The organism is Rhizobium lentis, assembly GCF_017352135.1.
Taxonomy (GTDB): Bacteria; Pseudomonadota; Alphaproteobacteria; order Rhizobiales; family Rhizobiaceae; genus Rhizobium; species Rhizobium lentis.
Window position 1 is genome coordinate 358,212 of sequence record NZ_CP071454.1, and the last position, 22,100, is coordinate 380,311.

Below are 22,100 nucleotides of genomic sequence, written 5' to 3' on the forward strand. Positions count from 1 at the left end.
GAGAATCAGGAATAACGCGGCAGCGCCGACAGCAGCCGGTGCAGCGTGTCGATCGTCGAAAAATCGGCGATCCCGTCCACCCGCTCGGGCCGGAAATGGCGCTGGAAAGCTTCCACGTCACCGGCCGTCTTTTCGGAGAATTTCCCCGTAATTTCAGTGCCGTAACCATAGAGCGACAGCATCGACTGCAGCGCCTCCACCGGCTGACCGGCGTCGCCGCTCTGGAAGAAGCGCCCACCAGTGATCCTCGCCGGCTCCACCCAATGCCCGACGCCAGCTCTGTAAAGCTCGGCCCATGGGAATTTTTCCCCCGGATCGACCTTGCGAATCGGCGCGACATCGGAATGCCCGAGCACCCTTTCCGGCGCGATCGACCAACGTTTGACACAGTCGCGACACAATTCGATGACCGCGGCGATCTGCTCTTTCGGATAGTCGGGAAGGCCGCCGGGATGGCCCGCATTGGCGATTTCGATGCCGATCGACAGCGAATTGATATCGTTCTCGCCGTGCCAGCTGCTCTTGCCCGCATGCCAGGCGCGCCGCGCCTCCGGAACGAGCTGGATCACCTCGCCATTCTCATGCACGAAATAATGGCTGGAAACCTGGCTCTCGTCCCGACAGAGCCAGTCGAGCGCGCCGTCTGCCGTCGGCATGCCGGTATAGTGCAGCAGGATCATGTCGGGGCGGCGCCCATCCACCCGCTCCCCGTGATTGGGCGACGGCCGCACGCAAGCGCCCTCGTAATCCGCCTCGAAGGAGGTCATGCTGCGCGGCGTTCCTTCTCGATTGCCGCGTAGGCTGCGTTCAACGCCGCCATCCGCTCGTTGGCAATCACATGAAACTCCTTCGGCACGCCACGCGAAATCAGCCGATCGGGATGATGTTCACTGACGAGGCCACGGTAACGGCGCCGGATCGTCGGAAAATCGTCAGACGGCGAAACGCCGAGCACCTTGTAGGGATCGCCGCCGGACGAGACATGGCGGGCGGCGATCTGCTCGAAGCGGGTCTCGCTCATCTGGAAGATCTCGGCGATATGGGCGAGGAAACTCAGTTCCTTCTCATGGATCAGCCCGTCGGCCTTGGCGATGTGGAAGAGGCCGTCGAGTACGTCTTCCAGTACCGGGCAATTAGCCGCACAGGTGACGCAGAGCGTAGACAGCCGTTCGGCATAGGCTTCGTAGCCGGCAACGTCCTGGCGCGCCAGATTATAGAGTCTGGCGACGTTCTTGGCCTGGTCCTCCGGAAACTCGAAAATTTCGCGGAAGGCTTCGACCTCTTTCTCGCTGACGATGCCGTCGGCCTTGGCCATCTTGGCCGAAAGGGCGATGATCGCCACGGAGAAAGCCACTTTGCGCCGGGTCTCGGGATCGCCTTCGAAAACCGTTCGGATAGCCTCGACCACCGCGGAGAGCGCATTGCCCGCGGTGTTGCCAATGGCATTCAACAGTTTTTCCCAGAAGGACATCGAAAATCTCTCGCACGCCAGTCAAGTATGAGAAAGCAGCTTGACCAAAGAATCGTAGCCTTTGCAAGGCGACTATTGGTCGTAAGATCGAAAACAGTTTTCACGATTCGGTAATTATTGCAGCGCAGCAAGCGATCGATCCGCTTCGCCGGATCCGCCGCGAGAGAGACACCACCTCACCTTCACTCAAAACTTGACGTCGATTTCCACAAATTGTTCCCGATACAAAGATCGGGCTTGAAACGATTATATCGACGGTTCGCACCGCCTTTGCCGCTCAACTCGGCAGAAGGCGGCGTTTTTCGTAAATTCTTTACTTTACAGGGCCCTTTCCCTGCCGCATCCATGAGCTAGCTAACGCTGCCGCACTGAAACACCATAGGAGGGATCATGGCCAAACAGAAAGTCGCAATGCTGACCGCCGGAGGCCTCGCACCCTGTCTTTCCTCTGCCGTCGGCGGCCTCATCGAACGCTACAGCGACGTCGCGCCCGAGATTGATATCGTCGCCTACAAGTCCGGCTATCAGGGCGTGCTGGTCGGCGACCGCATCGAGATCAGCCGCGAGATGCGCGAGAAGGCACCGCTCCTGCACCGCTACGGCGGCTCGCCGATCGGAAACAGCCGCGTCAAGCTCACCAATGCTGCCGACTGCGTCAAGCGCGGCCTGGTCAAGGAAGGCGAGAATCCGCTGAGGGTTGCCGCCGAGCGTCTTGCAGATGACGGCATCACCATTCTCCACACAATCGGCGGCGACGACACCAACACCACTGCCGCCGACCTTGCCGCTTATCTCGCCGCCAACGGCTACAATCTCACCGTCGTCGGCCTGCCGAAAACCGTCGACAACGACGTCGTGCCGATCCGCCAGTCGCTCGGCGCCTGGACGGCCGCCGAAGTCGGCGCGCATTTCTTCGACAATGTCAGCAACGAACAGACGGCCGCCCCCCGCACCCTTGTCATCCACGAGGTGATGGGCCGCCATTGCGGCTGGCTGACGGCCGCCACCGCCCGCGCCTATCTTCAGCGCACCAGCCGTAACCAATATGTCGACGGCCTGATGATGGACGCGCATCTGAAGAGCATCGACGCAATCTACCTGCCCGAAATGGCCTTCGACCTCGATGCCGAAGCCGCCCGCCTGAAGGACATCATGGACCGCACCGGCCACGCCACCGTTTTCGTGTCGGAAGGCGCCTGCCTCGACGCCATCGTCGCCGAGCGCGAAGCTGCCGGCGAGACCGTCAAACGCGACGCTTTCGGCCATGTGAAGATCGACACGATCAATGTCGGCGCCTGGTTCCAGAAGCAGTTCGCCAATCTCCTGAATGCAGAGCGTTCCCTGGTGCAGAAGTCGGGCTATTTCGCACGCTCGGCGCCGGCCAACGGCGACGACCTCAGACTGATCCAGAGCATGGTCGATCTTGCCGTCGAAAGCGCGCTCAATAAAGTGTCCGGCGTCACCGGCCACGATGAAGCGCAGAACGGTAAATTGCGCACTATAGAATTCCCGCGCATCAAGGGCGGGAAGGCTTTCGACCTGTCTACGGCATGGTTTGCGGAAGTCATGGACAATATAGGGCAGAAATACAAAGAAGCGTGATTGACGGATCGTTAATATGATGTCTTTGCTTCTTCCTGAGGAATAGGAGGAGACACCATGTCGCTTGAAGCATGGCTCGCTTTTGCGGCCGCATCCGCCATCATGCTGGCCATACCGGGGCCGACGATACTGCTCGTCGTCTCCTATGCGCTCGGCCATGGCCGCCGGACGGCGCTTGCAACGGTCAGCGGTGTGGCGCTCGGCGACTTCACCGCGATGACGGCTTCCCTCTTCGGTCTCGGTGCGGTGCTCGCCACCTCCGCCGCCCTCTTCACAGTCCTGAAGTGGATCGGTGGCGCCTACCTGATCTGGCTGGGAATCAAGCTCTGGCGGGCTCCGGTGATCGGCGGGCCCGTCGCCGATAACGACAATCTGCCGGAGGAAAAATCCCTCAAGATCTTCCTCCACGCCTATGCCGTCACCGCTCTCAACCCGAAAAGCATCGTCTTCTTCGTCGCCTTCGTACCGCAGTTTCTCAATCCGGCCCTCCCCTTCTTCGGGCAGATGGCCATTATGGAAGCGACCTTCCTCGTGCTGGCGATCCTCAACGCCGCCGCCTACGCATTTCTCGCCCATTCCGCTCGCGGACTGATTCGAAAGGCGAGCGTCCAGCGCGCTGTAAACCGCACCGGCGGTACCCTGCTGATCGCTGCAGGCGCCGTAACGGCCGGATATCGCCGGATTGCGGCTTAGAAAGCCAGGTCTCGTCCTGTTGCAGCTTAGAGCCTTTCCCGGTCAGATAGCAGCATTCTGCCGGGGCAGGTTTTCGTCAGGGCAAAGGCGATTGGCGACGGGCATACCCCAAGGTACGTCCGAGCCGATCGCCTTTGATCCTGGCTAGAGATGCCCGGCCCACCGGCCGCACTGCCCATGGCGAAGCGATAAGTGCGTCCGGCGATTCTAAAGGCTTGCAGATTTGCAAGGCAAATCTGCGGGAGGGTTGGCTGAAACGGGCCGGCTGATCGGCCGGCCGGCTTTGCCGTAGAGCCGGGCTACGACGCGCGCCGGCGGTCGCCAACAGAATGCTGCAATCTTACCGGGAAAGGCTCTAAAATATTCCGTGGTTGCCGGAATGCCACGAATAGGTTAATGGGGTCGTCAGGTTTAAGCTTTTTAGTAACTTTTATAACGCTGCCGGGGCGGCGCGATTTCACGAAAGTGACGGAATGGTAGCGATCGGATTGTCCGGCCTGAAACGCAGTCTTGTCGTTTCTATGGTGCTCTGCTGCGGCGTGATCACCGGCTGCACGAGCGTCGAATACACCTCTCAGGCCGAACTTACAGCTGTGCAGACCGTGGTGCCGACACCTAAGCCCGGTGAAGACGCCACACTCGCCGCGATCCAGACCGCAGACGGCGCGGCCGGCCAGGCAATCGCAGGCGCGGTCCTTCCCCAGGCGCAGACAGCCCCGTCGCTCACCGCAACGGCGATGCCGGCGGTAACCGCATCCCAGCCCGCCGATCTTATCATGCAGCCAGGCATCCAGCCGGCAGCCTATGCGCAGATCCCGCTGACGCCCGAAATGACGGCGATCCAGTCCGTCGTGCCGACGCCGCGCCCGGGTACGCCGGCACAGCCGGCGACGCAGCTTGCCTTTGCCGCCACACCGCAGAACAGCGCGCTTGCAGCGCTTGCCGCAGTCGACACCACGCCACGCTCCATGGATTACGGCTTCGACGAATCCGGGCCGGTCGATCCGCCGACCGCTCCCCCGATGTTCAGCGACGACGACAGGGACGACGCGCCGACCGTCGAGAAGAGCTTCGTCACCAAACTCATCCAGAAATATTCGAAGATTTACGCTATTCCCGAGACGCTGCTGCACCGCGTCGTCCATCGCGAAAGCCGCTACAATCCGAAGGCCTACAACAAGCGGGGCTATTTCGGCCTCATGCAGATCAAGTACAATACGGCCAAATCGATGGGCTATGACGGTGCGCCGGGCGGCCTGTTCGATGCCGAGACCAACATCAAATATGCCGCGAAATATCTGCGCGGCGCCTGGCTCGTCTCCGACAACAAGGAAGACGATGCCGTCCGCCTCTATGCGCGCGGTTATTACTACGACGCCAAGCGCAAGGGCATGAACGACATCGCCCAAGGCAATTACTGACACCGACGATTGAAGGCTTAGACGCGCAAGCGCCTGTCTATGGCTGCGCTTGCGTCGGTTGCTGCGATCCGGCCTGCTGTTGCGGCGCACCCGATTGCGGCGACGCCGCCAGGATCGCCCTGAGAAGCGTCTGCGGTTGATAGCCGAGCCAGCCGGGTGTCAGGCCGAGCCGGACGACGATCAGCTTGGCGGACGGTACGATCGCCATGCTCTGCCCGTCATGCCCCGTCAGCCAGAACGTATCCTCCGGCAGCCCGAACGCGGCGTTTGAGCCACCGGGCGCGAGCCAAGCCTGGCCTTGCGTATACCGGCCGTTCGACGCCGCCGTCGGCGTGCGCATGGCGCCGACGAAACCCTCCGGCAACAGCCGCTGACCGTTCCACACGCCGTCCTGCAGTAGGAACTGTCCGAAGCGCGCCCAATCATGCGCCGTCGCGTAGAGATAAGAGCTTCCGGCAAAGGTGCCGCGCGCGTCGAGTTCGAAAACGGCGCTCGTCATTCCGAGCGGGGAGAAGAGCGCATCGTGCGGATAGGAAAAGGCCGCCTGCGCATTGCCGATCCTGTCCATCCAGATGCGCGACAAGAGCACCGCCGTGCCGCTCGAATAGCGGAAGCGCTGACCCGGCGCCGCCTCCATCGGCGCATTGGCCGGCAGCGACACCATGTCGGGGTCGAGATAGAGCATACGCGTCACATCGGCGACGTTGCCATAGTCCTCGTTGAAGGCAAGGCCGCTCTCCATGCCGAGCAAGTCGGAAACCTTGATGCCGCCGCGCCGATCGTTCTTCCACTGCGCCAGCAGATGATCATCGTCGAAGGAAATCTTGCCGTCGAGCATCAGCCGGCCGACGATGGCCGCATTCACGGTCTTCGTCATCGACCAGCCGATCAGCGGCGTCTTCGCGGAAAATCCGGGACCGTAGGCCTCGGCGACGATACGGCCATCGCGCACCACCACGATCGCTCGCATGACCAGGCCGGCAAGCCCTGTATCGTTAAGCACCGCGGCGATCCTTTCGTCCCGATCGCCGACGCTCTCGCCTTCCGGCCACGGCGCTGCGTTCGCCTCCATTTTGCCGGGCGCATCGAAAGGCACGGCATCCGCCGCCGCCTCGAAATTGCCGTCAGGCACGCTCGTGCAGCCGAATGCGCCACGATAGAGCGCATAACTCGAAGCAAACAGCCCCATGAAGCGCGCGGTCACGCGGTTGTTGTCGCGGTCGACGCTGACGCGGACGAGCCGCAGCAGCGGATTTCCTGGCGCCTGGACGTCGTTTTCAAGCACCTCGTCGGCGTTCCGGCCGGCGATGAAGACATTGGAGCAGACGATCTTGGCGGCATAGCCATCGCCGACGCGGAGCAGTTCCGGCGGCCAAACGAAAAGCCAGCCCGCGGCGGCGGTGATGACGAGAACGAGCAGGAGAGCAAGCGCCTTCAGAACACGCAGGACAAATCGCATGGCATTCCTCCAATGCCGGGAGAGAAGCAGGAATCGCGCGCGCCCGAAAGGGGCCGCGGCAAAGAAGGCTGCCGATTGCGATCACTTTCCGAGGAGGATGGCCGGTCGCTTTCCCGAGATCGCAATCTCCCGCAACAGCACCCACAGCCCGCGTCATCAAACTGTAGCAGTGGCGCGCTACACGCCCTGAACGCTAAAAAGGTGACAGACTCATGTCAGAATTTGCACCGGATGCCGGCTTCCGCAAGAACCGGAAACTCAAGGACGCCCTTCTCCGCCACAAGGCGTTTTCGAAGGATGGCTTTTCCGAGCGTCTCTTCGGCCTTCTCTTCTCCGGCCTCGTCTATCCGCAGATCTGGGAAGATCCGGATCTCGACATGCAGGCGATGGAGCTGAAGCCCAACCATCGCATCGTCACCATCGGCTCCGGCGGCTGCAACATGCTCGCCTATCTCTCCAAGGCGCCGGCCTCGATCGACGTCGTCGACCTCAACCCGCACCATATCGCGCTGAATCGCCTGAAGCTCGCCGCGTTCAAGCATCTTCCCGGCCATGCCGATCTCGTCCGCTTCCTCGCGATGCCGAACGAGAAATCGAATAGCCGCGCCTACGACCAGCATCTCGCCACCAAGCTCGACGAGGCGACACGCAGTTACTGGAACGGCCGCAAGTTCGGTCGCCGCCGCGTCACCGTCTTCGATCGCAATATCTATGAAACCGGCCTGCTCGGCCGCTTCATCGGCGCAGCCCATCTTCTTGCCCGCCTGCACGGCGTCAAGCTGCGCGAGATGACCAAGACCCGCTCGATCCGCGAGCAGCGCCAGTTCTTCGACGAGCAGATCGCACCGCTCTTCGAAAAGCCGGTCGTACGCTGGATCACCGGCCGCAAAAGCTCACTCTTCGGTCTCGGAATTCCGCCGCAGCAATATGACGAGCTCGCAAGCCTTGCCGCCGATCATTCCATCGCGCCCGTTCTCAAGCACCGCCTGGAAAAACTCGCCTGTCATTTCCCGATGCGCGACAACTATTTCGCTTGGCAGGCCTTCGGCCGCCGCTACGGCACCGAAGGGGAAGGCCCGCTGCCGACCTATCTGAAATCCGAGCACTACGAGGTGATCCGCGCCAATGTGGACCGCGTCAACGTCCACCATGCAAGCTTCACCGAGCTTCTGGCCCGCGAACCGGCCGCCTCGCGTGACCGCTATATCTTGCTCGACGCGCAGGACTGGATGACCGACGCGCAGCTGAACGACGTCTGGCGGGAAATCACCCGCACGGCGCGCGACGGAGCCCGGGTGATCTTCCGCACCGCCGCCGAAAAGAGCATTATTGAAGGCCGCCTGTCATCCTCGATCCGCGACCAGTGGGAGTATTTCGAGGAGAAGTCGCGCGAGCTGACGGCGCTCGATCGTTCGGCGATCTACGGCGGTTTCCACATTTACGGGAAGAAGGCGTGAGCAAGGTCGGCACTGAGACGGCAGGAAAGAGCGATCAACATGCCAGCCTGATGGATGGCATGTACCGCTACCAGCGCCACATCTACGACCTCACCCGCAAATATTACCTTCTTGGCCGGGACAGCTCGATCCGCAATCTCGACGTACCCGAGAACGGCACCCTGCTCGAAGTCGGCTGCGGCACCGGGCGGAACCTGGCCTTCGCCCATCGACATTTCCCGACCGCCAAGCTGTTCGGCCTCGATATATCCCAGGAAATGCTGATTTCGGCGCGCAAGACCTTCGCCACCAAGGCGACGATTCCGGAGTTCCGCGTCGCCGACGCCACGGCATTTACGCCGCGCGAATTCGGCGTCAGCGGCTTCGACCGCATCCTGATATCCTATGCTCTGTCGATGATCCCCGACTGGGAGCGCGCCGTCGACGCATCGATCGCTGCGCTCAATCCCGACGGCCAGTTGCATATCGTCGATTTCGGCCAGCAGGAAGGCCTGCCGCGCTGGTTCCGGCGCATGCTGCAGGCCTGGCTCGCGAAATTCCATGTCACCCCGCGCGCCGATCTGCGGGAGGTTTTGGAAGCGCAGGCTGAGGAACACAATGCCCGATTGTCCTTCGAAACAGTCGGCGGCGGTTACGCCTGGCAAGCGGCCATTATCAGCAGGCGCTCATAATTCGCTTGAAACTAACCGATTTTTCACGTTGATATGGTGAAAAGAGGGTTATTCCCTCTGCGGGACTCGTCTTTTTCGAAGGCCAGGCTGTGGGGCAAAGAAATCACTCGGTTCACGACGGGATACCCATGCGCCGGCTTTTGTTTTGCGTTGTGCCCCTGGCCATCCTCCTGGCAGGCTGCTCCTCTTCCGGCCAAGACTATCTCGAAACCGCTTCGATAAAGCCAAAAACGCGCTTCAAAGACACCGACCCGCAGGATTTCGGCGCAAAGCATCCGCAACAGAACCCGGTGCACGGCATCGACATCTCCAAGTGGCAGGGCGATATCGACTGGGCCACGGTGAAGAAATCCGGCGTCGCCTTCGCCTTCATCAAGGCGACGGAAGGCAAGGACAGGGTCGACCCCCGATTCGACGAATACTGGCGCGAGGCCGGTGCCGCAGGCATCCCGCACGCCCCCTATCATTTCTATTATTTCTGTTCCTCGGCCGACCAGCAGGCCGACTGGTTCATCCGCAACGTGCCGAAGGATGCGATGCGCCTGCCGCCGGTGCTTGATGTCGAATGGAACGCCGAATCGAAGACCTGTCGCTACCGTCCCGATCCGGAAACGGTGCGCGCCGAGATGCAGCGTTTCATGGACCGACTGGAGGCATATTATGGCAAACGGCCGATCATCTACACTTCGGTCGATTTCCATCGCGACAATCTCGCCGGCCATTTCCAGGATTATCATTTCTGGGTCCGTTCGGTGGCGAAACACCCCGAAGTGACCTATTCCGACCGTCGCTGGGCCTTCTGGCAATATACGTCGACCGGCGTCGTTCCCGGCATCAGCGGAGCGACCGATATCAATGTCTTCGCCGGCAGCGCGAAGAACTGGAACAATTGGGTCGCGGCCGTTTCCAAGGATGGAAATTCTTAGTAACGTCTTGCGATGTTTCTTGCTTCCGTCACATTCGTCTGTGAAAGCGACGGCAATATTTTTGATCTAAGGACCGCCTTTATGCACCGCTCGCTCACAAGCCGCTCTGCACTCGCCCTCCTGTTTGCTCTCACTTGTGCAGGCGCCGCCGCCGCCCAGCAGGCGCCCGCGGCCTCCGCCCCGTCGGCAGCGCCCTGCGGCGGCGACCTGTCCACCTTCCTTGAGCGCGTCAAGGCCGATGCGACAGCCGCGGGCGCCAGCGCTGCAGCCGCGGACGAGGCGCTCGCCGGTGCCGAGATCGATTCGAAAGTCCTGAGCCGCGATCGCGCTCAGGGCGTTTTCAAGCAGACCTTCCTTGAATTCTCCCAGCGCACCGTCAGCCAGGCTCGCCTCGACATCGGCCGCCAGAAGATGAAGCAATATGCCGACGTCTTCGCCCGCGCCGAACAGGAGTTCGGGGTTCCACCCGGCGTCATCACCGCCTTCTGGGCGATGGAAACCGATTTCGGCGCCGTTCAGGGCGATTTCAATACCCGCAATGCCCTTGTGACGCTGTCGCACGACTGCCGCCGTCCGGAACTCTTCCGCCCGCAGCTGATCGCTCTCATCGAGATGGTCCAGCACGGCGACCTCGACCCTGCCACCAACACCGGCGCCTGGGCCGGCGAGATCGGCCAGGTGCAGATGCTGCCGCGCGACATCATCGCCTATGGCATGGACGGCGACGGCGACGGCCACGTCCGTCTGAAACAAAGCAGCCCGGACGCCATTCTGACGGCGGCGAAGTTCATCCAGCATCTCGGTTTCGAGCGCGGCCAGCCCTGGCTGCAGGAAGTGACCCTGCCCGACAACCTGCCCTGGGAGAAATCCGGCCTTGGCGGCACGATGAAGGCCAGCGAGTGGTTCGCGCTCGGCGTCAAGCCGCGCGACGGCAACACGGGCTTCGGCGATCTCGAAGGCGATCTCGTGCTGCCGCAGGGCCGCATGGGACCGGCCTTCATCGCCTATCCGAATTTCAAGATCTATCTCGAGTGGAACAAGTCGTTCATCTACACGACCTCGGCCGCCTATTTCGCGACCCGTCTGTCCGGAGCTCCGACCTACCTCAAGGGCACGCCGGAACAGGGGCTCGCCAGCGACCAGATGAAGACGCTGCAGAGCAAGCTGCAGTCGCTCGGTCATGATGTCGGCGAGATCGACGGCATTCTCGGCTCCGGCACCCGCGTCGCGATCCAGAAGGAACAGCAGCGCTTGGGCATGCCGGCCGACGGCTGGGCGACGCCTGCCCTTCTCAACGCTCTCTGATCAGCGACACCCTCCCGCAGTCCGTTTGACAAGAAACGGGTGGCACCCTTTTCCGCTTGCGCTAAAGCTTCGTGGCGAATAGCCGCCGCCGGTTTCAACGAACGATCCGGCGGCGACGCGATTTGCGGAGGAAGCGGCGTGGAAAGCAGAATGAATGCCTGGACCTGGGCCTTGCTGGTTCTGCTCGGCCTGATCTGGGGCGGCTCCTTCTTCTTTGCCCGCATCGCCGTCCAGCACGTGCCGCCACTGACCCTCGTCTTCCTCAGGCTGCTGCTCGCAGCACTCGCGCTGCATGTCTATATTGCCGGCCGTTTGGACATCTATTCGACCCTTCGGGCCCGCTGGCGCGAGTTCCTGGTCCTCGGCCTCATCAACAATGCGCTCCCGCACGCGCTGATCTTCTTCGGCCAGACCCGCATCGGCGCCGGCCTTGCGGCGATTTTGAACGCGACGACGCCGATCTGGACAGTGCTCGTCGCCAATTACCTCACATCGGACGAGAAGCTGTCCTCGGCAAAACTCGCCGGCTGCCTCGTCGGCCTCGCCGGAACGATCGTGCTGATCGGCCCCGGCATTTCAGCCGGCAGCGAGGCGCCGCTCTGGGCGTTGCTGCTTCCCGTGCTTGCCGCCGTCTCCTATGGTTTTGCCGCCACCTATGGCAAACGCTTTAGGGACGTTCCCGCCCCTGTCACATCGGCCGGCCAACTGACGGCCTCCTCGCTGATCGCACTACCCCTATCGCTGCTGGCCGATCGCCCCTGGACGCTTGCCGCACCGCCGCTCGATGCGGTCCTCGCCGTTCTGGCGCTGGCGCTGCTGTCGACCGCCTTCGCCTATATCCTCTACTTCAGGATCATGGCCGCGGCGGGGGCCACCAATGCCTCTCTCGTCACCCTTCTGGTACCGCCGAGCGCCATCCTTCTCGGGGTACTCTTTCTCGGCGAAACGCTCAGCCTTGCCGAATTCGCCGGCATGGCCCTCATCGGTTGTGGACTCGTCATCCTCGACGGCCGCGCCTATCGCCGGCTGGTGAGAACAGCCTGAATGCCGGTTGCAGTTTCCTTATGTTTTCAACCGCTTGCGGCGCCGCCATGTTTTGGGCGCATAGGTAAACCAGTAATCGCCCGATTTAACGGCATGTTAAATTCTGTGAACAAAAATTAACCCGAAATTATTACGCTTCTTCAATAGCTTATCGAATCGGTTTTCGACTTATGCACTGACGGGTTCGGCACTGCAGCATAGAATCCGCTTTCCAACCGACATATTTCAGACATAATATCAGCCGGTTAACGCGAGGAGACAGACATGGGACTCACGCAATCCTTGAATGTTCTGTTGGTCAGTGCAGCGTTTGCTTTCGTCCTGTCGATGCTCTTTATCTGAGGCGAGACAACGGACCGGCAATGCTGATAGTGCCTAAACTCCCCTGATCAATCCGCCAACGAAAAAGCGCATGTCCCGCCCGACATGCGCTTTTTTACTTTTGAATGTCTGAAAAGATCAGGCCGCGGCGCCCGCGCTCTTTGGCGTCCGGCGGGAGAAGCCGAGATTGTCGAGGACGGCGGAAACCAACGGCGCGCGGTTCATCGTATAGAGATGGAACTCATCGAGGCCGCGCCGCACGAGATCCTCGATCTGCTCGGCGGCAACGTCGGCCGCGACCTTCGCCCGCTCCTCGGGCTTGTCGTCGAAACCCGCGAAGCGCTCGTCGAGGAAAGCGGGAATGACCGCGCCGCAGGCGCCGGCGAAACGCTTCAGCTGCGTCAGATTCTGGATCGGCATGATGCCGGGCACGATCGGGATCGAGATCCCGGCGGCGCGCACACGCTCCAGATAACGCTCGAAATTGTCATTGTCGAAGAAGAACTGCGTCAGCGCCCGGTCGGCGCCATTATCGGCCTTACGCTTCAGCATGTCGATATCGGCGGCCGTATCGCGGCTTTCCGGGTGCTTTTCCGGATAGGCGGAGACCGAAATCTCGAAATCGCCGACCGACTTGAGGCCCGCCACCAGCTCCGCCGCATTGGCGTAACCACCCGGATGCGGCTGATAAGGTGCACCGGCGCCCCCCGGCGCATCGCCGCGCAGCGCCACGAAATGCCTTACCCCGACCTTGCGAAACGTATCGATCATCTGATGCGTTTCCTCCTTCGTCGCGCCGACGCAAGTCAGGTGCGAAGCCGTGGCAAGCGGTGTCTGCGAAAGGAAGCGGGTGACGGCGGAGAGCGTGGGCGCCTTGGTGGTGCCGCCGGCGCCATAGGTCACCGACACGAAATCCGGATCCCAGTCTTGCAGCTTGCTGACGGTGTCCCAAAGCTGCCCTTCCATTTCCTCCGATTTCGGCGGAAAGAATTCGAAGGAGATCCCGAAGTTGCGCCCGCGTGCCTCGTTTTTCAAAGCCATGTCATACTCTCCCGGCAAATGTAGGTTCGGCGCCCTCGCTCGCCTGCGAAGCAATGAGGCGCCTTGGATCGCGCGCGAGCCAGACGGTGACCGTCAGTCCCTGCCCGCCCTGCTGACCCGGATGAAGATCGACGACCTGCTCGACATCGAGCCCGGACTTGCGCAGCCAGTCGGACATCGTCTGATGCGAAAAGCCGAGGCGTACATGAGCATGCTCGTCACGGAGATATTCGAGCGCGTGCGGCGCAAGGTCGATGACCACCAGCCGGCCGCCCGGCCGCAGCATGCGCGCAGCTTCCGCGATCGCGACCTCCGGCTGATCGAAGAAATGCAGCACCTGATGGATTGTGACCAGATCGAAATCCTGCCCTTCGAACGGCAGGTTCAGAATATCCGCGTGGCGTACGGTCGCCTTGGTGATGCGAGACTTGTCGAGATTGGCGCGCGCCACGCTCAGCATGTCGCGGCTGGCGTCTACACCGATTGCCCGCCGGTAGAGCCCGGACAGAAGCTCGAGGATGCGGCCAGTGCCGGTGCCGAGATCGAGCAGGGAATCGATCGGCTGGCTGCCGAGCAGACGGATGACGGCGGCGTCGACCTCCTCGTCGGCGGCATGCAGGCGCCGAAGCTCGTCCCATTCGGCGGCGTTGCGGCTGAAATAGGCCTGCGCCCGCTCGGCCCGCTGGCGCTTGACCGCCGAAAGCCGCTCGCCGTCGCGTAGGACGGTCGGGTCATTCTCGGAGACGTGCTTCAGCAGCGCCCGCACCAGCAGCGCCGCCTTACCGTCCTGCTTCAGCCGGAAATAGGCCCAGGCGCCTTCCTGGTAGCGTTCGATCAGTTCGGCCTCTCCGAGCAGCTTCAGGTGGCGAGAAATGCGGGGCTGAGACTGGCCGAGGATTTCGGTAAGATCGGTCACAGTCAGGTCGCCGCCGTCGAGAAGCGCCAAAAGGCGCAGACGTGTAGGCTCGCCGGCCGCCTTCAACACGTCCACCAGCCCATCCAGTCCTAGCTTCAAGGGTTCGCTCATCGCCAGCTCAATCAACATATAAAGATATCTTTATGTGATTTGACAGGCGGTGACAAGCGACAATTCGCACTCTCTGCGAAATTGCCTGCTCCCATTGCGACAGCAGCGGACATGAAAAAGCCCCGGCTGAACCGGGGCTTTTCGCAAACAAGACGGCTGCGATCAGCGCGTCAGGCGCTTGTGGGCCTGGCTGCCGGGATTGAGGGCGTCGGGGCCGAGGCGACGGACCTTGTCCTCTTCATAATCCTCGAAGTTGCCTTCGAACCACTCGACATGGCCATCGCCCTCGAAGGCGAGAATATGCGTCGCCAGACGGTCGAGGAACATGCGGTCGTGGCTGATTATGATGGCGCAGCCGGCGAAATTCTCCAGCGCATTTTCCAAGGCACCAAGCGTTTCGGTGTCGAGGTCGTTGGTCGGTTCGTCGAGCAGCAGCACATTGCCGCCCGCCTTCAGCATCTTGGCAAGGTGAACGCGATTGCGCTGACCGCCGGAGAGGTTGCCGACCTTCTGCTGCTGATCACCGCCTTTGAAGTTGAAGGCGCCGCAATAGGCGCGCGAGTTCATGTCGAACTTGCCGAGCTTGATGATTTCGGCGCCGCCTGAGATTTCCTCCCATACCGTCTTGTCAGCGGCCAGCGCGTCGCGGCTCTGGTCGACATAACCAAGATGCACGGTTTCGCCGATGCGGATCGAACCGCTGTCCGGCTTTTCCTGGCCGGTGATCATCTTGAACAGCGTCGTCTTGCCGGCGCCGTTCGGGCCGATGACGCCGACGATGCCGCCGGGCGGCAGCTTGATCGACAGGTCGTTGATCAGCGTGCGGCCCTCGAAGCCCTTGGTGATGCCTTCCATCTCGATAACCACCTGTCCCAGGCGCTCGCTGACCGGGATGATGATCTGCGCGTCGCCGGGACGCTGCTTCTCGGCGGCATCCACCAGCTGCTCATAGGACTTGATACGCGCCTTGGACTTGGCCTGGCGGGCCTTCGGGCTGGAAGCGATCCATTCCCGCTCGCGGCTGATCGCCTTCTGGCGCGAAGCTTCCTCGCGACCTTCCTGCTCCATGCGCTTGGCCTTGGCCTGAAGATAGGCCGAATAATTGCCTTCGTAAGGAATGCCGCGGCCACGGTCGAGTTCGAGGATCCAGCCGGTGACGTTGTCCAGGAAGTAGCGGTCGTGGGTAATCATCATCACGGCGCCCGGATAGTCGCGCAGATGCTTTTCGAGCCAGGCGATGGTTTCGGCGTCGAGATGGTTGGTCGGTTCGTCGAGCAGCAGCAGATCCGGCTGCGAGAGCAGCAGACGGCAGAGTGCGATGCGGCGGCGTTCGCCACCGGAAAGGCTGGTAACATCGGCGTCGCGCGGCGGGCAGCGCAGCGCCTCCATCGCCATCTCGACCTGGTTTTCCAGATCCCAGAGGTTCTGGCTGTCGATGATGTCCTGGAGCTTCGCCCCCTCTTCCGCGGTCTCGTCGGAATAGTTCATCATCAACTCGTTGTAGCGATCGAGGATCGCCGTCTTCGGGGCAACGCCCTCCATGACATTCTCGAAAACGGTCTTGTTCGGGTCGAGGCGCGGCTCCTGCTCGAGATAGCCGACAGTAGCACCCTCGGCCAGCCAGGCTTCGCCAGTATATTCCTTGTCCTGGCCGGCAATGATGCGCAGCACAGTGGATTTACCGGCGCCGTTTGGCCCGAGGATGCCGATCTTGGCATCCGGGTAGAAGGAAAGGTGGATGTTCTCCAGGATCTTCTTGTTGCCATAGGCCTTGTTGAGGCCGGACATGTGATAGATGAATTGACGTGCCATGCTGCGCTGCTCCGGGCGGGAAACTTCGTTTCGTGCCGCTATGTAGGCGAAACAGCGCCTGTGAGCAACGCCGAAACCCCGTTTAGGCAGGATTCCGGTCAGAAGCCCGCCGCATCGACAACGCCCTCATCGCAGCCAAACGAGGTTTTTCCCGCTCCTTTGATCAGATCGGCAAGGCCAGCGGTTTTCGCCGATGCCGCGCCCGCATCCGCAGACAGGCCGATCGTCAACTCGCTGATCACCCTGACATTGCCGGCCCGCCGGCAGCTCATCTTGACGCGGTCGCCCGCACCCGGCCCGAAGCTCTTGTCGAAAGCCGCCTTGATCGCCTCGGCCTTGATCGTCTTGCCGATATTGGCAGCGAAAAGATCGCGCACGGCCGATGCGTTGAGCGTACCCACGAGATGTATGCCGACGCCGAAATAGTCTTCCGCGCTCATTTTCGTGCAGGTGCCGTGTTTTATCCATTCATGCCGTTCGAGGCCGGACTGGGTGCCGGGCATCGCCTTTGCAAGCGCTGCCTGGGTCTCGGCCGAAAGCGTGACCTCCGGCAATGTGCCCCATTTGCCGTCCTTGTCGGCGGCCTTCTGGTCGTCGCTGACGCCGCAATAATCCTGCCGCATCGGCCAAAGGCCATGCAGCGAGAAGTTTGTCGCGTCATGGCGCTCGCCGGTCTGGCTTGCGCATTCGGCCTTCTTCTGGTTCGTCTGGCAGAAGGCGGGCTGCCAGCTCGCGGCGAGAATGAAACGGGTACGCCCTTCGGCCTCCTGCGCCACGGCGGCGCCTGCAAGGACCATCGACACGGCGAACGTCAAGCTACGCAACTGTATGCTGATCATTTTAACCCCCAAATAAGAACAATGCGGGAACAGATAAGCACAAAGAGTAAACAGCAGCAACCCTGAATCGCAACAAGCCCGGATTTTGTTATCGGCTGCCCGGGAACGCCCGCTTCAGAACAACGCAGGCAACGCCCTCGTAGCTGGAGTTGCTGCATAATTCCCTAAATCGATTCCGCTTTAAGGAATTATGCAGTAGCGATCTGCTCTGTTGCGCAGGGAGAATCTGGATGTTTTCTGAAACGCAGAGGCTCGCCATAGGGCGAGCGTCGCTTGCTTATCATCACGCCGAGGCGGCCGGCCGGGCACGCGGCATCCTGTTGATATCGCATGGCCTGGCGGAGCACTCGAAGCGATATCGTCGCTTTGCCGAGGTGATGGCGGCGCGCGGCTATCACGTTTATGCCCACGATCACCGCGGCCACGGCGAAACGACGGCGCCCGACGCGCCGATCGGCCGTTTCGCCCGCCGGAATGGCATCGAACGGGTGATCGGCGACGTCATCGCGATGCGCGCCCATGCGGCCTCGCGCCACCCCGGGCTGAAGGTGGTCCTGTTCGGCCATTCGATGGGCGGCCTGATCGCGCTCAATGCCGCCATCACCGCTCCGGCCGACTTCGACGCTGTCGCCGTCTGGAATTCCAATTTCGCCGTCGGCATCGCCGGCCGCGCCGCCCAGGCGATCCTGATTGCCGAACGAATGCTGAAGGGCTCGGACGTGCCGAGCGGCCTGTTGCCGAAGCTCACCTTCGCAGCCTGGGGAAAATCGATTGCGGGCCGCCGCACCGAGTTCGACTGGCTGTCGCGCCTTCCCGACGAAGTCGACAAATATGTCGCCGATCCGCTCTGCGGTTTCGATGCTTCGGTCTCGCTCTGGCTTGATCTTTTCGAACTGACATTTCGGGCGCCGCAGAAGCTTCATCTCGATCGGCTGCGGCGCGATATTCCGATCCATCTGGTCGGCGGCGCAGCGGATCCCGCAACCGAACGTGGAAAAGCCGTACTCTGGTTGTCAAACCATTTGAAAGGTCGTGGCTTCTCCCGTATCAGCACCGAGATATATCAGGACATGCGGCATGAAACGCTGAACGAGATCGGCGCGGACGCGGTTATCGCAGCCTTCGCGGATTGGTGCGACACCGTCATCGCAAGAGCCTGAGCCACAGGGATTTCATCATGCGCAGCACCCTTGTTCACCCCGCATCGCCTTCCTCCGAGGTGACGACGGGCCTTGCGCTGATGTTTCTCTCTGTCATGGTCTCGCCGCTCATCGATATCTTTGCCAAGCTTGCCGTCGTCACGGTGCCGTCCGCCGAGGTCACCGCAGGCCGGTTCATCGTGCAGGCGCTCTTCATGCTGCCGATCGTGATATGGCGGCGCAGCTTTACCGATTTCTCCTGGCGCCAGAGCCTGTTCCATGCCATCCGCGGCTTGATCATCACCGTCTCGATGATCTCATTCGTCACCACGCTGAAATACATGGCGGTCGCCGACGCGATCGCGATCTTCTTCGTCGAGCCGATCATCGTAACGATCCTCGGCGGCCTTTTCCTGAAAGAGACGATCGGGTGGCGGCGTTATACCGCCTGCGGCGTCGGCTTCTTCGGAGCAATGCTGATCATCCAGCCGAGTTTCGAAGAAGTCGGCTACATCGCGCTACTGCCCGTTGTCACCGCGCTCTGCATTGCCGTTTTCGTGCTGATGACCCGCGTCCTCTCGCACAGGGAAGACCCCTGGTCGATGCAGTTCCAGATGGGCATTTGGGGCCTGCTCTTCTGCGCCATCCTGCTTTTTATCGGCGAAGGAAGCGGCTCCGATCTCTTCGACCCCGTCATGCCGGTCGGCAGCGCCTGGTTCTACGTCGCCGGCGTTGGCGCCATGGCGGCGATCGCCGGCATCTTCGGCGTCTATGCCTATCGCGCCGCCCCGGCCTCGACGCTGGCGCCGCTGCAATATTTCGAGATCGTCTCGGCGACGATCTTCGCCTGGCTTGTTTTCGGCGATTTTCCGGATGCGCTCAAATGGCTCGGCATCATGATCATCATAGCGTCGGGCTTGTACATCCTCTGGCGCGAGCGCCGCTTTGCTTCAAATCCTGTATCCGATACATCTAAGGTGACGCTGGCGCCGTAAACATTGTCGGGAGGACCATGACCGGGACCGTGACGAAAAAGCCGCCGCTTGCCGGCATTCGGGTAATCGAGCTTGCCCGCGTGCTGGCCGGCCCCTGGGCCGCACAGATGCTCGCCGATCTCGGCGCCGACGTCATCAAGGTCGAAAATCCCGACGGCGGCGACGATACGCGCCAATGGGGCCCGCCCTTCGTCGAAGGTGCGGACGGCGAAAACCTCTCGGCCGCCTATTACCACGCCGCCAATCGCGGCAAGCGCTCCATTACCGCCGATCTGAAGAGCCGGGAGGGCCAGGATCTCGTTCGCCGCCTTGTCGCCACCGCCGACGTGGTGATCGAAAATTTCAAGCTCGGCGGCCTTGCCAAATACGGGCTCGATTACGACAGCATGCGCAAGCTCAATCCGAAGCTCGTCTATTGCTCGATCACCGGCTTCGGGCAGACTGGCCCCTATGCCAGCCTCCCCGGTTACGACTACATCGTCCAGGGCATGTCCGGCTTCATGTCGATCACCGGCGAGCCGGACGGCCAGCCGATGAAGGCAGGGGTGGCGATCGCCGATATCTTCACCGGCATCTATGCCGTCTCGGCAATCGAGGCCGCCCTGATCCATGCGCTCAAGTCAGGCGAAGGCCAGCTGATCGACATGGCCCTGCTCGACGTGCAATCTGCCGTGCTCGCCAATCAGAACATGAATTACCTTGTTTCCGGCCATCCGCCGACCCGCCTCGGCAACGCCCATCCGAATATCTCGCCCTATGAGGTGGTGCCGGCGGCCGATGGTTATCTCATTCTCGCTGTCGGCAATGACGGCCAGTTCCGTCGCCTCTGCGCCATCCTCGGCCTTGATACGATGTCAGGCGACGAGCGTTTCGCCACCAACAAGGCCCGGGTCGCCAACCGGGGCGATGTGCGCAGGCTCGTCTCCACCCAGACGCTGAAATGGCAGAAGGCCGACCTCCTGAAGGCCTGCGAGGAGAATGCCGTTCCGGCGGGCGCGATCAATACGATCGAGGAAATGTTCGCCGATCCGCAGGTCAAGGCCCGCGGTTTGCGCATCGACCTTGCCGATGCCGCCGGCACTCTCATTCCCGGCGTCAGGACACCGGTGGTGCTGTCCGAGACGCCGTTGCATTACATCAGGCCGAGCCCGCGCCTCGGCGAACACAGGGAAGAAATCCTGGCGGAACTCGCCGAGCTCGAGAGGAAGGCATCGTCATGAAGAAGACCGGCGGGGAACTGATCGTCGAGGCACTCAGGGCAAACGGCGTCAAGCGCCTCTCCTGCGTGCCGGGCGAAAGTTTCCTCGCCGTTCTCGACGCGCTGCGCGACAGTGATATCGATGTCATCGTCTGCCGTCAGGAAGGCGGAGCGGCGATGATGGCGGATTGCTGGGGCAGGCTGACCGGCGAACCCGGCATCTGCATGGTGACCCGCGGCCCCGGCGCCACAAATGCCTCGGCCGGCCTGCATATATCAAAGCAGGATTCGATCCCGATGATCCTGTTCATCGGCCAGGTGCAGCGGGAAGCGCGAGAGCGCGAAGCCTTTCAGGAGGTCGAATTCCGCCGCGCCTTCACCGAATTCGCCAAATGGGTGGGCGAGATCGACAATGCCGCCCGCATACCTGAGTTTGTCACCCGCGCCTTTGCGGTCGCTACTTCCGGCCGCCCCGGCCCCGTCGTACTGACGCTGCCGGAGGACATGCTGAGAGACGAGGTCGAGGCGCCCCGCGCCAAGCGCTATGTCGGTGTCGAGGCGCATCCCGGCCGCCGCCAGATCGACGATTTTTATCTGCGCCTCTTGAAGGCCGAGAGGCCGATGGTGATCCTCGGCGGCACGCGCTGGGATCCCGATGCCGTCGCCGATTTTCAGGGTTTCGCCGAGCGTTTCCAATTGCCGGTCGGCTGTTCCTTCCGCCGGCAGATGCTCTTCGATCATCTCCACCCCTGCTATGCCGGCGATGTCGGCATCGGCATCAATCCTACTCTGGCAAAGGAGATCAAGGAGAGCGATCTGCTGATCCTGCTCGGCGCCCGCATGTCGGAAATGCCTTCCTCCTCCTACACGCTGATCGATATCCCCTACCCCCAGCAAACGCTGGTACATGTCTATCCCGACGCTTCCGAACTCGGTCGCATCTACCGCCCGGATCTTGCCATCTGCGCCGCCCCTGCCGACTTCGTCGCAGCGCTCGCCGATCTGGAAGCGCCAGTCGAGGCGCGCTGGGCTGAGCACACGGAGCAGATGCACCAAGCCTATCTTTCGTGGTCGACACCGCCGGCGACGGGGCCGGGCGCCGTCCACATGGGACCGATCATGGAGTGGCTGGAAGCCAGTACCGGACCGGAGACGATCTTCACCAACGGCGCCGGCAACTACGCCACCTGGCTGCATCGCTTCCATCGTTTCCGCCGCTTCAATACCCAGGCCGCCCCGACTTCCGGCTCGATGGGCTACGGCCTGCCGGCCGCCGTCGCCGCCAAGCGGCTCTTCCCCGAGCGCGAGGTCATCTGCTTTGCCGGTGACGGCTGCTTCCTGATGCACGGACAGGAATTCGCCACCGCCATCCGCTACGGCCTGCCGATCATCGCAATCGTCGTCAACAACGACATGTATGGCACGATCCGCATGCATCAGGAGCGGCAATATCCCGGCCGCGTCAGCAACACCGATCTCACCAATCCCGACTTCGCGGCCCTCGCCCGCGCTTATGCCGGCCATGGCGAGACCGTGGAGCGCACGGATGAATTCGCACCGGCCTTCCAGCGGGCGCGGGAGAGCGGCAAGCCGGCAATCATCGAAGTCAAGCTCGATCCCGAGGCGATCACGCCGGCCCGCACGCTTTCGGAAATCGCGCAAACAAAAAGCCGGTGAGA

General features: G+C 61.9%; 19 protein-coding genes. 12 read left to right on the plus strand and 7 right to left on the minus strand.

Going from position 1 to position 22,100, the window contains the following annotated elements; translation table 11 throughout:
• Positions 1–5 precede the first annotated feature (5 nt).
• Entirely contained in the window at positions 6–767 is a 762-nt protein-coding gene (locus tag J0663_RS01820; protein ID WP_207242778.1) for an N-acetylmuramoyl-L-alanine amidase, read from the minus strand.
• A complete protein-coding gene (locus tag J0663_RS01825; RefSeq protein WP_207242779.1) occupies positions 764–1,471 on the minus strand; it encodes a J domain-containing protein in 708 nt (235 codons plus the stop codon). The genes J0663_RS01820 and J0663_RS01825 overlap by 4 nt, the downstream gene beginning before the upstream one ends.
• 390 nt (positions 1,472–1,861) lie before the next feature.
• Here J0663_RS01825 and J0663_RS01830 point away from each other — a divergent pair, with 390 nt between their 5' ends.
• The 3 genes from J0663_RS01830 (at position 1,862) to J0663_RS01840 (ending at position 5,187) form a co-directional block, all read left to right on the plus strand.
• Complete coding sequence (locus J0663_RS01830; RefSeq protein ID WP_207242780.1) at positions 1,862–3,073, plus strand: pyrophosphate--fructose-6-phosphate 1-phosphotransferase; 1,212 nt, start codon at positions 1,862–1,864, stop codon at positions 3,071–3,073.
• Positions 3,074–3,130: 57 nt separating this feature from the next.
• On the plus strand, positions 3,131–3,766 hold the full coding sequence (locus J0663_RS01835; protein WP_207242781.1) for a LysE family translocator: 636 nt from the start codon (positions 3,131–3,133) through the stop codon (positions 3,764–3,766).
• 473 nt (positions 3,767–4,239) lie between these two features.
• The gene (locus J0663_RS01840; protein WP_207242782.1) at positions 4,240–5,187 is read left to right on the plus strand and encodes a lytic transglycosylase domain-containing protein; all 948 of its coding nucleotides are present in this window, start codon (positions 4,240–4,242) and stop codon (positions 5,185–5,187) included.
• Between the two features lie 37 nt (positions 5,188–5,224).
• Here the strand turns inward: J0663_RS01840 and J0663_RS01845 are convergent, their stop codons facing one another.
• The gene (locus J0663_RS01845) at positions 5,225–6,646 is read right to left on the minus strand and encodes a serine hydrolase domain-containing protein (RefSeq protein WP_207242783.1); all 1,422 of its coding nucleotides are present in this window, start codon (positions 6,644–6,646) and stop codon (positions 5,225–5,227) included.
• A gap of 212 nt (positions 6,647–6,858) precedes the next feature.
• Here J0663_RS01845 and J0663_RS01850 point away from each other — a divergent pair, with 212 nt between their 5' ends.
• The 5 genes from J0663_RS01850 (at position 6,859) to J0663_RS01870 (ending at position 12,049) form a co-directional block, all read left to right on the plus strand.
• On the plus strand, positions 6,859–8,103 hold the full coding sequence (locus tag J0663_RS01850) for a BtaA family protein (protein WP_207242784.1): 1,245 nt from the start codon (positions 6,859–6,861) through the stop codon (positions 8,101–8,103).
• Positions 8,100–8,774, plus strand: a complete 675-nt coding sequence (locus J0663_RS01855) for a class I SAM-dependent methyltransferase (protein WP_207242785.1) — start codon at positions 8,100–8,102, stop codon at positions 8,772–8,774. The genes J0663_RS01850 and J0663_RS01855 overlap by 4 nt, the downstream gene beginning before the upstream one ends.
• Positions 8,775–8,902: 128 nt before the next feature.
• Positions 8,903–9,700: a glycoside hydrolase family 25 protein gene (locus J0663_RS01860; protein ID WP_207242786.1), complete on the plus strand. Its 798-nt coding sequence runs from the start codon at positions 8,903–8,905 to the stop codon at positions 9,698–9,700.
• 81 nt (positions 9,701–9,781) lie between these two features.
• Positions 9,782–11,005, plus strand: a complete 1,224-nt coding sequence (locus J0663_RS01865) for a lytic murein transglycosylase (RefSeq protein WP_207242787.1) — start codon at positions 9,782–9,784, stop codon at positions 11,003–11,005.
• Positions 11,006–11,143: 138 nt separating this feature from the next.
• Positions 11,144–12,049: a DMT family transporter gene (locus J0663_RS01870; protein ID WP_207242788.1), complete on the plus strand. Its 906-nt coding sequence runs from the start codon at positions 11,144–11,146 to the stop codon at positions 12,047–12,049.
• Between the two features lie 459 nt (positions 12,050–12,508).
• On the opposite strand, the gene metF is transcribed toward J0663_RS01870, so the two are convergent.
• From metF to J0663_RS01890, 4 genes are all read right to left on the minus strand, one after another.
• A complete protein-coding gene (metF, locus tag J0663_RS01875; RefSeq protein ID WP_207242789.1) occupies positions 12,509–13,411 on the minus strand; it encodes a methylenetetrahydrofolate reductase [NAD(P)H] in 903 nt (300 codons plus the stop codon).
• Between the two features lies 1 nt (position 13,412).
• Positions 13,413–14,438: an ArsR/SmtB family transcription factor gene (locus J0663_RS01880; RefSeq protein ID WP_207244401.1), complete on the minus strand. Its 1,026-nt coding sequence runs from the start codon at positions 14,436–14,438 to the stop codon at positions 13,413–13,415.
• Between the two features lie 162 nt (positions 14,439–14,600).
• Complete coding sequence (ettA, locus tag J0663_RS01885; protein ID WP_207242790.1) at positions 14,601–16,250, minus strand: energy-dependent translational throttle protein EttA; 1,650 nt, start codon at positions 16,248–16,250, stop codon at positions 14,601–14,603.
• 98 nt (positions 16,251–16,348) lie between these two features.
• On the minus strand, positions 16,349–17,089 hold the full coding sequence (locus tag J0663_RS01890) for a ribonuclease T2 family protein (protein WP_207242791.1): 741 nt from the start codon (positions 17,087–17,089) through the stop codon (positions 16,349–16,351).
• A gap of 230 nt (positions 17,090–17,319) precedes the next feature.
• On the opposite strand from J0663_RS01890, the gene J0663_RS01895 reads away from it, so the two are divergent.
• From J0663_RS01895 to J0663_RS01910, 4 genes are read left to right on the plus strand one after another with little or no spacing between them, the layout of a single operon-like run.
• A complete protein-coding gene (locus tag J0663_RS01895; protein ID WP_207242792.1) occupies positions 17,320–18,249 on the plus strand; it encodes an alpha/beta fold hydrolase in 930 nt (309 codons plus the stop codon).
• A gap of 17 nt (positions 18,250–18,266) precedes the next feature.
• Positions 18,267–19,223 (plus strand): DMT family transporter, encoded by a 957-nt coding sequence (locus J0663_RS01900; protein WP_207242793.1) that lies wholly within the window; start codon positions 18,267–18,269, stop codon positions 19,221–19,223.
• Positions 19,224–19,240: 17 nt separating this feature from the next.
• On the plus strand, positions 19,241–20,443 hold the full coding sequence (gene caiB, locus J0663_RS01905; protein WP_207242794.1) for a succinate--glutarate CoA-transferase: 1,203 nt from the start codon (positions 19,241–19,243) through the stop codon (positions 20,441–20,443).
• The gene (locus tag J0663_RS01910; RefSeq protein ID WP_207242795.1) at positions 20,440–22,098 is read left to right on the plus strand and encodes a thiamine pyrophosphate-binding protein; all 1,659 of its coding nucleotides are present in this window, start codon (positions 20,440–20,442) and stop codon (positions 22,096–22,098) included. The genes caiB and J0663_RS01910 overlap by 4 nt, the downstream gene beginning before the upstream one ends.
• The last annotated feature ends 2 nt before the right edge of the window (positions 22,099–22,100 follow it).

Coding starts and splice junctions, on each gene's coding strand:
- J0663_RS01820 (WP_207242778.1), bottom strand. CDS start 767: ATGACCTCCTTCGAGGCGGATTACGAGGGCGCTTGCGTGCGGCCGTCG.
- J0663_RS01825 (WP_207242779.1), bottom strand. CDS start 1,471: ATGTCCTTCTGGGAAAAACTGTTGAATGCCATTGGCAACACCGCGGGC.
- J0663_RS01830 (WP_207242780.1), top strand. CDS start 1,862: ATGGCCAAACAGAAAGTCGCAATGCTGACCGCCGGAGGCCTCGCACCC.
- J0663_RS01835 (WP_207242781.1), top strand. CDS start 3,131: ATGTCGCTTGAAGCATGGCTCGCTTTTGCGGCCGCATCCGCCATCATG.
- J0663_RS01840 (WP_207242782.1), top strand. CDS start 4,240: ATGGTAGCGATCGGATTGTCCGGCCTGAAACGCAGTCTTGTCGTTTCT.
- J0663_RS01845 (WP_207242783.1), bottom strand. CDS start 6,646: ATGCGATTTGTCCTGCGTGTTCTGAAGGCGCTTGCTCTCCTGCTCGTT.
- J0663_RS01850 (WP_207242784.1), top strand. CDS start 6,859: ATGTCAGAATTTGCACCGGATGCCGGCTTCCGCAAGAACCGGAAACTC.
- J0663_RS01860 (WP_207242786.1), top strand. CDS start 8,903: ATGCGCCGGCTTTTGTTTTGCGTTGTGCCCCTGGCCATCCTCCTGGCA.
- J0663_RS01865 (WP_207242787.1), top strand. CDS start 9,782: ATGCACCGCTCGCTCACAAGCCGCTCTGCACTCGCCCTCCTGTTTGCT.
- metF (WP_207242789.1), bottom strand. CDS start 13,411: ATGGCTTTGAAAAACGAGGCACGCGGGCGCAACTTCGGGATCTCCTTC.
- J0663_RS01880 (WP_207244401.1), bottom strand. CDS start 14,438: ATGAGCGAACCCTTGAAGCTAGGACTGGATGGGCTGGTGGACGTGTTG.
- ettA (WP_207242790.1), bottom strand. CDS start 16,250: ATGGCACGTCAATTCATCTATCACATGTCCGGCCTCAACAAGGCCTAT.
- J0663_RS01890 (WP_207242791.1), bottom strand. CDS start 17,089: ATGATCAGCATACAGTTGCGTAGCTTGACGTTCGCCGTGTCGATGGTC.
- J0663_RS01895 (WP_207242792.1), top strand. CDS start 17,320: ATGTTTTCTGAAACGCAGAGGCTCGCCATAGGGCGAGCGTCGCTTGCT.
- J0663_RS01900 (WP_207242793.1), top strand. CDS start 18,267: ATGCGCAGCACCCTTGTTCACCCCGCATCGCCTTCCTCCGAGGTGACG.
- caiB (WP_207242794.1), top strand. CDS start 19,241: ATGACCGGGACCGTGACGAAAAAGCCGCCGCTTGCCGGCATTCGGGTA.
- J0663_RS01910 (WP_207242795.1), top strand. CDS start 20,440: ATGAAGAAGACCGGCGGGGAACTGATCGTCGAGGCACTCAGGGCAAAC.